The following is an 11,444-nucleotide window of genomic DNA, read 5'->3' on the forward strand; positions in this document are numbered from 1 at the left end:
CGGGGAACTGCGCGACAAGCCCACCACCGGCGGGTGGTCCCGGAGCCGGCGGAACGCACCACCCCGGAGGGTCAGCGCAGGGCCTCGGAGACCTCGATGGCGGCCTCGACCACGCGGTGGCCGACGCGCTCCGGGACGGACTCCGCGAGCATGACGACGCCGACGCTGCCTTCGATGCCGGGGACGCCGAGGAGGGGCGCGGCGGCGCCGGCGGCGCCGGCCTCGAGTTCACCGGAGGTGATGACGCAGCGGGCCTGGCCGACGGCGCCGCCGGCGCCGATGACGCGGTCGGTGCCGTCGAAGCCGTGCTCGGCGAGCCCGGCGGAACGCGCGGCGAACCCGGCGAGCTCCTCGCTCTCGACCCGCTCCCAGCCCACGCCGTCGGCGGTCGGCTGCATGCCGCGCCCGGCGAGGATCGCGCGCCCGGCGGCGCCGCGGTCGAGGGGGTGCCGGAAGCCGGTGCGGTAGGCGACGTGGTAGTCGGTCCAGGTCGGCTCGACCACGGCGACGGCCAGCGCCTCGGTGCCGTCGACGAGGGTCAGGTGGGCCGTCGCGCCGATGTCCTCGGCCAGGGCCCGCAGCGCGGGCAGCGCCGCCTCCCGCAGCAGCGGGTGCACCTGGTGCGCCAGGCCCAGCACGCCGAGCCCCACCCTGGCCCGTCCCCCGAGGTCCCGGCGGACCAGCGAGTGCTGCTCCAGCGTGGCCAGCAGACGGTAGACCACCGTGCGGTTCACCCCGAGCTTGGCCGCCAGCTCCGTCACGGTCAGCCCGTGGTCGGTGTCGGCGAGCAGCTTGAGGACCCGTAGGCCCCGGTCGAGCGTTTGAGACGTCTCCGCGGTCACGACGCCCCCTCCTCGTGAAATCGGCGGCGCATCCCACTGCCCCAGCTGCGGGGTGCGCACTGCCGGTCCCGGGGCAGTGCGCGGAGAGGCCGCCGGTCGGTTTCGTTACCCGGCTGCGCTCCGCGGCTGCACTGCCACGGCGCGTGCGTGACCGGCACCGTAGCGAGGGAGTACCGCTCAGCGGAAGGGGTCGTCCACAATCCGGGCGTTCCCTTGACCGGACTTTGAGGTTCGACGCGGGGCCGATCACCTACAATCCGGCGGAGATCACCGCATTCGGGTCGCCCACTCCTGGACCTTCTTGATGCGCTCGGCCAGCTGCCCGGCGCTCGCCTCCGCGCTGGGCGGACCGCCGCAGACCCGGCGCAGCTCGTTGTGGACGACGCCGTGCGGTTTGCCGCTCTGGTGGTGGTATGCGGCGACCAGCGTGTTGAGCTGCTTGCGCAGTTCGAGCAGCTGGCGGTGGGTGACGATCGGCCGCCGCTCGGCGGGCAGTTCGAGCAGGTCGGCCTCTTCGTCCGGTTTCTTCCTGCTGTGCGAGATCTGCCGGGCCTGCCGCCGCTGGAGCAGTATCTGCACCTGGTCCGGCTCCAGCAGCCCGGGGATGCCGAGGTAGTCCTGCTCCTCCTCGCTGCCCGGGTGGGCCTGCATGCCGAACTCGGCGCCGTCGTAGAGCACCCGGTCGAAGACCGCGTCGGACTCCAGCGCCTCGAACGGCAGCATGTCGTCGTCGGTGGCCTCGTCCTCGGCCCGCTCGGCCTCGGCGAGCAGCTTGTCCTCCTCGGCGAACGGGTCCTCCTCGCCCGCCTTCTTCGGCTTGTCGAGCACGTGGTCGCGCTCGACCTCCATCTCGTTCGCGAACTCCAGCAGCATCGGGATGGTCGGCACGAACACCGACGCGGTCTCGCCGCGCCGCCGGGACCGCACGAAGCGCCCCACCGCCTGCGCGAAGAACAGCGGGGTGGAGATGGTGGTGGCGTAGACGCCGACCGCCAAGCGCGGCACGTCGACGCCCTCGGAGACCATCCGGACCGCGACCATCCAGCGGTCGTCGGACGCGGAGAACTCCTCGATCCGCTTGGAGGCGCCGGTGTCGTCGGAGAGCACCAGCGTCGGCTTGTGTCCGGTCAGCTCCTTGAGGAGCTTGGCGTAGGCGCGGGCGGAGTCCTGGTCGGTGGCGATCACCAGGCCGCCCGCGTCCGGGATGCCCTTGCGGACCTCGGTCAGCCGCTGGTCGGCGCTCTTGAGCACGTTGGGAATCCACTCGCCGGTGGGCGCGAGCGCGGTGCGCCACGCCTGGGCGGTGGCGTCCTTGGTCATCGGCTCGCCCAGCCGCGCGGACAGCTCGTCGCCGGCCCGGGTGCGCCAGCGCATGGTGCCGGAGTAGCTGAGGAAGATCACCGGGCGGACCACGCCGTCGGCGAGCGCGCTGCCGTATCCGTACGTGTAGTCGGCGGCGGAGCGGCGGATGCCGTCGTTGCCCTCCTCGTAGACCACGAACGGGATCGGGTTGGTGTCGGAGCGGAACGGGGTGCCGGTCAGCGCGAGCCGGCGGGTGGCCGGCTCGAACGCCTCCAGGCACGCCTCGCCCCAGGACTTGCTGTCGCCGGCGTGGTGGATCTCGTCGAGGATCACCAGGGTCTTGCGCTGCTCGCAGCGGTTGCGGTGCAGCATCGGCCGCACCCCGACACCCGCGTACGTCACCGCGACGCCGTGGAACTCGCGGCCGACCGGGCCCGCGCTGTAGTCCGGGTCGAGCTTGATCCCTATCCGCGCCGCGGCGTCCGCCCACTGCGTCTTGAGGTGCTCGGTCGGGGCGACCACGGTGATCTGCTGCACCATGTGGTTGTGCAGCAGGTAGGACGCCAGGCTGAGCGCGAACGTGGTCTTGCCGGCGCCCGGCGTCGCCACCGCGAGGAAGTCCCGCGGCTGCGCGGCCACGTAGGCGTCGATGGCGCCCTGCTGCCAGGCCCGCAGCTTGTTCGCCGTGCCCCAGGGGGCCCTCCCGGGGAAGGCGGGCGACAGGTGGTGGGAGTGGGGGTGCGAGGCGGCGGTAGTCACGGTCTCCGTAAGGGGGTTGTCGGCGCGGCGGGCGCGCGCGGTGCGGTTCGGTACGAAAACCGCCTCAGCCTACCGGGCGGTGCGGCGGGTGCCGGGCGGCGGCGCGGGTGTGCCGCGGCGGTGCGACCCACCTCACAATGAGGCGCCGGGGTCGCGCGCGGGGCGTACCCGGTGCGGCAGACTGCGTAGCCGACGAGGGGCGGTGGCCGAGAAGGGGGCGGGATGGGAGCGGGGGGCGGGATGGGAACCGGTGGGGGCGGGACGGACGGCGGGGAAGGGCCCCGGGCCGGACGCGGTGGACGCGGGGCGCGGGGGTGGGCCGGGCGGTGGTCCGGGCGCCGGGTGTGGCGCGGGGGGCGGCGGCGGAACGTCGCGGTGGCGGCGGTGCTGCTGCTCGTGCTGGTCGCGGTGGTGGCCGTGGTGAAGTACCGGGAGCGGGACAAGGGCAGCCCGTACGTGCCGCCGCGCACCGGGCAGGCGTCGATCCTGCTCACCCCGGACCAGGCCGGCTCCGGGCTCGACCTCAACACGATCCGCGCCGACGACGGCATGGCCTTCGCGCCCGACGGCTCGCTGTACCTGCTGCGCACCGACCTGTTCAAGGTCTCGCCCGACCGCGTCGTCACCCGGGTCTGGCGGGCCGGCGGCTACACCACCGGCGGTCTGACGGTGCTGGCCGACGGCGCCGTGGCGGTCGGCGTCCGCGGCGGCCTGCTGCGGATCGACGCCCACGGCAAGGCGTCCGTGCTGGCGGGCAGCCCGGCCCCGGCACCGGGCAGCGGTACGGCCGCGGGCGACGGCTCGGGGGACAGCTCGGGGAACGGCAGTTCGGGCAGCGGATCGGGCAGCAGCTCGGGCAGCGGCTCAGGAGACGGCTCGGCGGGCGGCTCGACCGCCACCGGCGCCACCACCGGCTTCACGGGCGTGGCCCGGCCGCTGGGCACCCGCTCCGACGGCGCCCTCGTCGTCCAGGACGACAGCGCGGTCTGGACCGTCGCGAACGGCGCGGCCGCCAAGGTGCGGGACACCCCGGGGGGCGCGTCCTCCCTCGACGACGGCACCGACACCAGGGCCGTACGCCCCACCGCCGACGCCGACGGCGACGCGTACTTCGTGCCGGGCGCCGACCCCGCTCCCGGCCTGGCCCACCGCATCACCCGGGTCACCCCGGCGGGCAGGCAGACGCAGGTCGCCGTCCCGGCCACGATCCCGGGCCTGCCCGGCGGCCCGGACCGGCTCACCGTGCGGTCGCTGGCGGGCGACGGCGCCGACGGGGTCTACGTCGACGCGGTCGCGGACGCCGCCGGCACGAGCACCTCCTCCGCCTCCACCGGCGCCCCCACCCCCACCGGCGCCGCCACCGCCACCGCCGGCCTGGACGACTACGTCCTGCACCTGCACGGCGGCAAGGCCAGCGTCGTCGCCCACAGCCGCACCGCCGCGCACGTCCTCGACTGCACCCTCCAGCACGCGGTGAGCGCCCTCCAACTGCCCTGCGCACTGCCCGCCGGCATGGCCTACCGCGACGGCCGGCTCGCCCTGGACGGCATGGTGCACTACACCCTCGAAGTCACCGTCACCTGACGCGCGTCCGCCCGAGCCGTACGCAGCCGCGCCGCGACCAGCATGCCCACCAGCGCCACGCCCGCGGCCGGCACGAACACCGCGGCGAACGCGGCCGGGTGGCCGGTGGCCGCGCCCGCCGCCACGGCGCCGGTGGCCGCGCCGACCGAGCCGCCGCCCAGCGCGGTGAAGACGGTGCCGGCGGCGCCGACCATCAGGACGTTCGCCAGGGCGTCGGCGACCTGGAGGGCCGCGGAGTTGGCGCCGGCCTCCGCGGGCGGGGACAGCCGCAGCAGCAGCACGCTCAGGACCGAGATGGTCAGCCCCATGCCGAGACCGCCCCAGCACCACGCCACGGCCACGATCCACGGCGGCACCGCGTGCAGCAGCGCGCACGACGCCGTGCCGATCGCGGCCGCGGTGAGCGCCATCCCGGCCTGCGCCAGCCGCTCCCGGTGCGGTTCGAGCCGCGGCCGGGACTGGAGGAAGGAGCCCAGCGCCCAGGTCAGGCCGCCCCCGGCGAGCGACAGCCCGGCCAGGGTCGGCGACAGCGCGCGCTGGGTGACGAGCATCAGCGGGACGAAGCTCTCCGCCGCGAAGAAGGAGCCCGCCGCGATGCCGCGCATCAGCACCACCGTCGGCAGGCCGCGGACCGCCCGGAACGTGCCGCGCGGCAGCAGCCGCAGCGCGGCCGGCACCAGCAGGGCGAGACCGGCCGCGGCCGGGAGCGCGGACAGCGGCCGCAGGTCCTGCCCGGCGTACTGGAGCAGCGCGGCACCGGCCGCGAGCGCCCCCGCCCACCCGATCCGGCGGGCGTCCGGCCGGGTGGCGGGCCGCTGGTGCGGGTCGCGCCGGGCGGCCCGGCGCAGCGCCGGCAGCATCACCGCCAGCGGCAGCACCACCAGCACCGGGATCGCCAGGAAGACCCAGCGCCAGCCGAGGTGCTGGGTGACCGTGCCGGACACCAGCGGCCCCACGATCGAGGGCACCACCCAGGACGCGGAGAACGCGGCCATCACCGCGGGCCGCAGCCGCTCGGGGTAGGCGCGGCCCACCACCACGTACAGCGCCACGATCACCAGGCCGCCGCCGAGCCCCTGCACCGCGCGGCCCAGCACGAACACGTCCATCGCGCGGGCGGTGCCGCTGACCACCAGGCCCGCGCCGAAACCGGCGATGCCGCAGCTCAGCGGCGCCAGCGGCCCGCTGCGGTCGCACCACTGCCCGCTGACGACCATGGCGAGCAGCGAGGTGGTGAAGTAGCCGGAGAACGCGAAGGCGTACAGCCCGACGCCGTGCAGGTCCCGGGCGGCGACCGGCATCGCGGTGCTCACGGCGGTCGCCTCGAAGGCGATCATCAGCACCACGGAGACGATGCCGAAGGTCAGCGCCCGGTACTGCCTCGACAGCACCCCGCCGAGGTCCTCACCGAGGTCACTGCCGACGTCCGCGCCGACGTGCCCGCCGATGTCACCGCCGCCCCGCGGTGCCTCCTTTTCCGCCTGCTCCTGCCACCTCGCCGGCCGCGGTACCGCCGGGCCGGCAGCCCGCCATCCGCGGCGGGTACCCGGGTTCGGTCTCGTCGGTGCCATCCGGCCAGGGTAAGGGCCGCCGCGGCCCCTGCTCCCCTACCGGTACCGGCCGATCCCCTCGCCCGGCGGGCGCGGGGCGGCGTGAACGGCGTATGGCAGTCGTGTTGCGGGGCGGGGCGGGGCGTTGACCGGGGCGGGGCGGGGCGGGATCGTCGTACGTGCAAGGACACGCGGCCGCGTGCCCGAGTGGTTAGGGACTCGTCTGCAAAGCGAGCTACACCGGTTCGAATCCGGTCGCGGCCTCCAGCGGAACGGCCGCCGGCCCGGCACCCTTTTTCAGGGGGCCGGGCCGGCGGCCGTTCGGTCACCTGAGCTTGACCACCGCCACGATCACCGCGACCAGCACGACCAGGGCCGCGATCGCCGCCGTGATCTTCGCGGCGCTGTACGGGCGGTCGCCGATCACCTCGCCGGTGCGGGCGTTCACCATGACCTGCCAGCTCCTGCCGGCGTGCAGGTAGGTCAGGAACCACACCGGCAGCAGCATCAGCTTGTACGTCACGTCGTCGTAGCGCGTGTCGACGGAGGTGACGCGCTGCTCGTCGCCGCCGATGTCGGCGCGGCAGTCCGCCTCGATCGTGGTGGCCATCCGCTGCTTGGCCGTCTCCAGGCCCTGTTCGGGCTCGACGTCGTAGCGGACGGTCTGGAAGCCAGCCAGGTACTCCGGCTGGAAGGGGCGCGCCTCCTGAAGCGGCCACGGGGTCAGCTTGTCGAGCTGCGCGGTCTTCACGTGGGTGGTGCCGGCCACCAGGATGTCGTCGAAGGCGCGGGCGACGGTGCCGGAGGCGTGGTGCCAGCGGGTGTGCCGGACCTGGCGGGTGCGGGTGACCTGCTGTCCGTTCTCCGTGGCCGTGTAGGTCTCGGTGGTGTAGTAGTGCTCGCCGCGCTGGCCCTGGTAGTGCGAGGTGGTCGCGGCGTCGTAGGTCCAGTGCGGCAGGTAGCTGCCCTTGAACGTCTCCGCCTCGGTGACCTTCTTCAGGCTGCTCGGCGCGAACCAGCGGGAGGACGTCCAGGAGTTGAGCCGGTCCCGGGCGGCGCCGCGGTCCAGGCCGAACGGGACGACCGCCTCCGGCACCACCCGCTCGGTCTGCTCGGCGTCGGCGACCAGCGGGGTGGCGCAGAACTGGCAGCGCGCCGACAGGTCGTCGGTCTCGGTACGGGCGCCGCAGCCCGGGCAGAGGAACGCGCGGGCCTCGCCCAGGACGAGGGCGCGCGGCTTGTCGCGCAGGGTCGCGAGTTCCTCGATGGGGTGCTCGCGGACCTGGCGGGGCACCTCGGCGAGGGCGCGCTCGTGGCCGCAGTACGGGCACTTGAGGGTGCCCGCGCCCGGTGAGAACTCGACGGTCGCGCCGCAGGCGTCGCAGGGGTACGACTGCACGCCGACGGCCGGCTGGGTTTGTGCCTGGGCTTCCGTGGAACCGGCGGCGGGCCCGTAGCCCTCCGGGCCCCGCTCCTGCGTGGTCATGGCTGTGCTCTCCCCACCGTTGGTGTGCTTGTCCGTGCGGGACGCCGGCCCGGCGCCGGTGTGCGTGCGTGCGGAGTGTGCGCTGCGCGCGGTACGGGCGGCGCGGGCGGTGCGGAAGCGGAGTGCGCAGCGCCCGCACCGCCCGTACCGCCTCAGGTCACCCCTGCGGCGGCAGCGGCGGCGGCACCGCGCCGAACAGCCCGCCGACCTCCGGGACCTGAGCGGCCGGCAGCCACCCGGCCATACCGTCCTTCCAGACCAGCGTCTCGCGGGTGAGGGTGCCCGCGCCGACCAGCCCGGAGAGCGCGGCCGCGTCGTAGGGGCCCTGCTGGGTGCCGCCGACGCCGACGAACCACTGGGCCGGCTGGGGCAGCGGCGGCGGGGTGGCCGCGGCGGACGCGGGGGCCGGGGCGGGTGCCGGTGCGGCGGCCGCGGGGGCCTGCGGGACCGGCTGGCCCTGCGGCGCGAGCCCTGCCGCGATCCGCTGGCCCATCGCCAGGCCGACGCCCAGGCCGACGCCCTCGCCTCCGCCGCCCGGGTTGCGGGCCGCGTCCCCGATCGCGTTCGCCGCCTGGAACTGCGTGTACTGGTCGAGGTTGCCCGCGATGCCCATCCGCGACCGGGTGTCGATGGCCTCCTCGACCTCCGGCGGCAGCGAGATGTTCTCGATCACGAACTTCGGCACCGAGATGCCGACCGGCGCCAGCTCCTGCGTGAGCACACCGGCCAGCCGGGTGCCGATCGCGTCCTGCTGCGTGGCCAGGTCCAGCATCGGCACGCCCGAGGTGGCCAGTGCGGTGGACAGCCGGCCGACGATGAGCTGGCGCAGGTACTCCTGCACCTCCTCGGTGCGGAACTGCGGGTCGGTGCCGGCCAGTTCGCGCAGCAGCGCGGCCGCGTCCACCACCTTCGCGGCGAACGAGCCGAAGGCCCGCAGCCGTACCATCCCGAACTCGGCGTCCCGCACGATCACCGGGTTCGCCGTGCCCCACTTCATGTCGGTGAACTGGCGGGTCGTGACGAAGTAGACCTCGGCCTTGAACGGCGAGTCGAAGCCGTACTTCCAGCCCTTGAGCGTGGACAGGATCGGCATGTTCTGGGTGTGGAGGGTGTAGGTGCCCGGCGTGAAGACGTCGGCGATCTGGCCCTCGTTGACGAACACGGCCGTCTGGGACTCGCGCACGATGAGCTTCGCGCCCATCTTGATCTCGTTGTCGTGCCGCGGAAAGCGCCACACGATGGTGTCCCGGCTGTCGTCGGTCCACTCCACGATGTCGATGAACTCGCCGCGGATCGCGTCGAACAGTCCCACGCCCATCCCCCATTCCGCGCTGCACGCGCGACTTGCCCCAATTGCCGTCTGTTACCGCCCAAAAGCCCGGGCACGCCCGAACCCCGGCACTCTAGCAACCGCCCACCCCCGCCACCCCCATGACGCCCGCCCCTTCCCCCCGGTTCCCGCCGAATCCGCGCCGGGCCCGCGGCCCGGCACCTACGGTGGAACGTCCAGGACCACGGGGCCGCTCACCCGGCCACCGTCCGCAGGGGGGATACACCGACATGTCCGTTACCGCCGCACCGACCGGCCCCGCACGCCCCGGGCGGCTCCGCGCGCTCGCCGCCACCGCGTGCGTCCTGGCCACCGTCGCCGCCTGCGGGGGCGGCGCCCACGGATGGCGGGCGCCCGGGAAGGGCCAGGCCGCGGTGTGGGTGGACGCGAGCAGGGGTGGCGGTGGGAACAGCGCCGAGCAGGCGGCAGCGGCGGGTTTCGACGGCCCCGTGCAGGGCTTCGCCGCCGGCTCCGACGAGGACCTGTACGTGCTGGGGTCCGAGCTGGTGCGCGTGGGCGCGGACCGGAAGGCGGCGGTCGTACTCTCCCACGACGTGGCCACGGCGAACGGGCTGGCCCCGCTGCCGCACGGCGCGTTCGCCACGGGGATGGGCGGCGCGGTCGAGCGGGTCCTCGGCGGAGCGGCCACCCTGCTCGCCGGTGTGGCGGGCACGTCCTCCGCATCGGGCCCGCACCGCGCGGTCGGACAGCCCGCACCGCGCTCGGCCCCGGCCGTCGGCTTCCACTTCGCCGCAGCCGGCCCCGTCCCCTTCGCCACCCGTCCGGACGGCTCCGTGCTGATCGCCGACACCGACGTCGTCTGGTCGCTCAACGACAGCCGCCTCACCCGCCTCTACCAACTCCCCACCGGCAAGGCAAAGTCCGGGCAGGACTTGCTGTCCTACGGCGCCGTGGACCACGCGGGCACCACGTACGTGGCGGCGGGCAGCACCTACCTCAAACGCGCCGGCGCCATCACCGCGATCGGTACCGACGGCCGCACCCGCACCCTGCCGCTCCCGGCGAGCATCCCGTCCGTGACCGGCGACCCGGGCGACCTGAACGTGCTCTGGCTCACCGGCGACGCCTCCGACGGCGTCTACGTACGAGCCGAGGACCAGCACCACGACTACGTCCTCCACCTGCACGACGGCACCGCCCAACTCGTCGCCCGCGCCGCCACGGACGCGACCTCCGGCACCTGCCACCTCCCCCACCCCGTCCGCGCCACCGCCCTCCCCTGCGCCCTGCCCACCACCATGGCCGCCTCGCCGTCCGGCCTCACCCTCGCCGGCCACGCCGGCTACGTCCTGCGCGTCGCCCTGCCCTGACGCCCGCGGGGATTGGCCCGGGGAACGGGGGGTGGAGTGGACCAAGGGGGGCGGGGTGGGGGGTCGTAGCGTCGGGGGTATGACGCAACGAGGAAGTTACGCACGGCTGGCGCCGGACGTGTTCAAGGCGATGCGGGCGTTCGGCCAGGCCGCGGTGGAAGGGCTGGACCCGGTGGTCGGGGAGCTGGTGAAGATCAGGGCCTCGCAGATCAACCGGTGCGCGTTCTGCCTGGACATGCACCTGAAGGAGGCGCGCAAGGCGGGCGAGAGCGAGGAGCGGCTCGACCTGCTGGCCGCGTGGGAGGAGGTCGACGGGCTGTACACGGAGCGGGAGCGGGCGGCGCTGGCGCTGACCGAGGCGGTCACGCTGCTCACCGAGGGGTTCGTGCCGGACGAGGTGTACGCGCGGGCCGCCGCGCACTTCGGCGAGGCGGAACTCGCCCGGCTGGTCAGCGCGATCGTGGCGATCAACGCGTGGAACCGCTTCAACGTGGCGTACCGGACGGCTCCCGGGAACCTGGTGTGAGCGGCGGCGCGCAGGCGCTGCGGGCGCTGCACCACGGCCGCGCCCCCGGCGATCCGCTGGTGCTGCCCGGGCCGTGGGACGCGGCGAGCGCGAAGGTCTTCGCGGACGCGGGGTTCCCGGCGCTCGCGACGCCCAGCGAGGGGGTGTCCGCGGCGCTCGGGTACGCCGACGGCCAGGGCACGCCCCCGGACGAGATGTTCGCCGCGATCGGCCGGATCACCCGGGCCGTGGACGTCCCCGTGACCGCGGACGTCGAGGCCGGATACGGGCTGCCCGCCGCGGAGTTGGTGGAACGGCTGCTGGCGGCCGGTGCGGCCGGCTGCAACCTGGAGGACTCCGACCCGGCGACGGGGACCCTGCGGGACCCGGGCGAGCAGGCGGAGTTCCTGGCGGAGGTGCGGGCCGCGGCGGGCGACGCGCTCGTGGTCAACGCGCGGGTGGACACGTATCTGCGGGGGTCGGACCGTACGCCCGCGGCCGCGATCGCCCGCGGGGTGCGGTACGCGGCGGCGGGTGCGGACGTGCTCTACCCGATCCTCGCGCCGCCGGCGCAGCTCGCCGCGATCGCGGCGGGGGTCGGCCTGCCGGTGAACGCGCTGTGCCGGGCGGGTGGGCCGGCGCCGCGTGAACTCGGGGTGTTCGGTGCCGCCCGGGTGACGTTCGGCGGAGGGCTCCACCACCAGGCGCTGGACGCGTTGCGCGAGGTCGCGGCGGGCCTGGCCTCCTGACCCGCC

At 74.9% G+C, this 11,444-nt stretch carries 9 protein-coding genes and 1 tRNA gene; 5 read left to right on the plus strand and 5 right to left on the minus strand.

Annotated elements, in window-relative coordinates:
- Positions 1–71: 71 nt before the first annotated feature.
- Positions 72–842, minus strand: a complete 771-nt coding sequence (locus tag AC3ERT_RS18295; RefSeq protein WP_435175382.1) for an IclR family transcriptional regulator — start codon at positions 840–842, stop codon at positions 72–74.
- Positions 843–1,109: 267 nt separating this feature from the next.
- Entirely contained in the window at positions 1,110–2,903 is a 1,794-nt protein-coding gene (locus AC3ERT_RS18300; protein WP_335977736.1) for a DEAD/DEAH box helicase, read from the minus strand.
- A 375-nt stretch (positions 2,904–3,278) separates the two neighbouring features.
- Between AC3ERT_RS18300 and AC3ERT_RS18305 the strand changes: the two genes are divergently transcribed.
- Positions 3,279–4,487, plus strand: coding sequence for a hypothetical protein (locus AC3ERT_RS18305; protein WP_435175384.1), 1,209 nt, complete (start codon positions 3,279–3,281; stop codon positions 4,485–4,487).
- On the opposite strand, the gene AC3ERT_RS18310 is transcribed toward AC3ERT_RS18305, so the two are convergent.
- A complete protein-coding gene (locus AC3ERT_RS18310; RefSeq protein WP_435175386.1) occupies positions 4,460–6,058 on the minus strand; it encodes an MFS transporter in 1,599 nt (532 codons plus the stop codon). The genes AC3ERT_RS18305 and AC3ERT_RS18310 overlap by 28 nt on opposite strands.
- 172 nt (positions 6,059–6,230) lie before the next feature.
- Here AC3ERT_RS18310 and AC3ERT_RS18315 point away from each other — a divergent pair.
- Positions 6,231–6,304: transfer RNA gene (locus tag AC3ERT_RS18315), tRNA-Cys, on the plus strand.
- 58 nt (positions 6,305–6,362) lie between these two features.
- On the opposite strand, the gene AC3ERT_RS18320 is transcribed toward AC3ERT_RS18315, so the two are convergent.
- Entirely contained in the window at positions 6,363–7,523 is a 1,161-nt protein-coding gene (locus AC3ERT_RS18320; protein ID WP_435175388.1) for a TFIIB-type zinc ribbon-containing protein, read from the minus strand.
- A 157-nt stretch (positions 7,524–7,680) separates the two neighbouring features.
- Positions 7,681–8,841 (minus strand): SPFH domain-containing protein, encoded by a 1,161-nt coding sequence (locus AC3ERT_RS18325; RefSeq protein ID WP_435131817.1) that lies wholly within the window; start codon positions 8,839–8,841, stop codon positions 7,681–7,683.
- A 242-nt stretch (positions 8,842–9,083) separates the two neighbouring features.
- Here AC3ERT_RS18325 and AC3ERT_RS18330 point away from each other — a divergent pair, with 242 nt between their 5' ends.
- The 3 genes from AC3ERT_RS18330 (at position 9,084) to AC3ERT_RS18340 (ending at position 11,438) form a co-directional block, all read left to right on the plus strand.
- Positions 9,084–10,184 (plus strand): hypothetical protein, encoded by a 1,101-nt coding sequence (locus tag AC3ERT_RS18330; protein ID WP_435175390.1) that lies wholly within the window; start codon positions 9,084–9,086, stop codon positions 10,182–10,184.
- A gap of 79 nt (positions 10,185–10,263) precedes the next feature.
- Positions 10,264–10,710 carry a carboxymuconolactone decarboxylase family protein gene (locus AC3ERT_RS18335; RefSeq protein ID WP_335977723.1) on the plus strand — a complete coding sequence of 149 codons (447 nt, stop codon included), beginning with the start codon at positions 10,264–10,266 and terminating at the stop codon, positions 10,708–10,710.
- Complete coding sequence (locus AC3ERT_RS18340) at positions 10,707–11,438, plus strand: isocitrate lyase/PEP mutase family protein (protein WP_335977720.1); 732 nt, start codon at positions 10,707–10,709, stop codon at positions 11,436–11,438. The genes AC3ERT_RS18335 and AC3ERT_RS18340 overlap by 4 nt, the downstream gene beginning before the upstream one ends.
- Positions 11,439–11,444: the final 6 nt, after the last annotated feature.

The sequence above is a fragment of the Actinacidiphila sp. bgisy145 genome (assembly GCF_057708125.1).

Excerpts from the sequence above, each read along its gene's own strand:
- AC3ERT_RS18310 (WP_435175386.1), bottom strand. The coding sequence starts at position 6,058 with ATGGCACCGACGAGACCGAACCCGGGTACCCGCCGCGGATGGCGGGCT.
- AC3ERT_RS18320 (WP_435175388.1), bottom strand. The coding sequence starts at position 7,523 with ATGACCACGCAGGAGCGGGGCCCGGAGGGCTACGGGCCCGCCGCCGGT.
- AC3ERT_RS18325 (WP_435131817.1), bottom strand. The coding sequence starts at position 8,841 with ATGGGCGTGGGACTGTTCGACGCGATCCGCGGCGAGTTCATCGACATC.
- AC3ERT_RS18330 (WP_435175390.1), top strand. The coding sequence starts at position 9,084 with ATGTCCGTTACCGCCGCACCGACCGGCCCCGCACGCCCCGGGCGGCTC.
- AC3ERT_RS18335 (WP_335977723.1), top strand. The coding sequence starts at position 10,264 with ATGACGCAACGAGGAAGTTACGCACGGCTGGCGCCGGACGTGTTCAAG.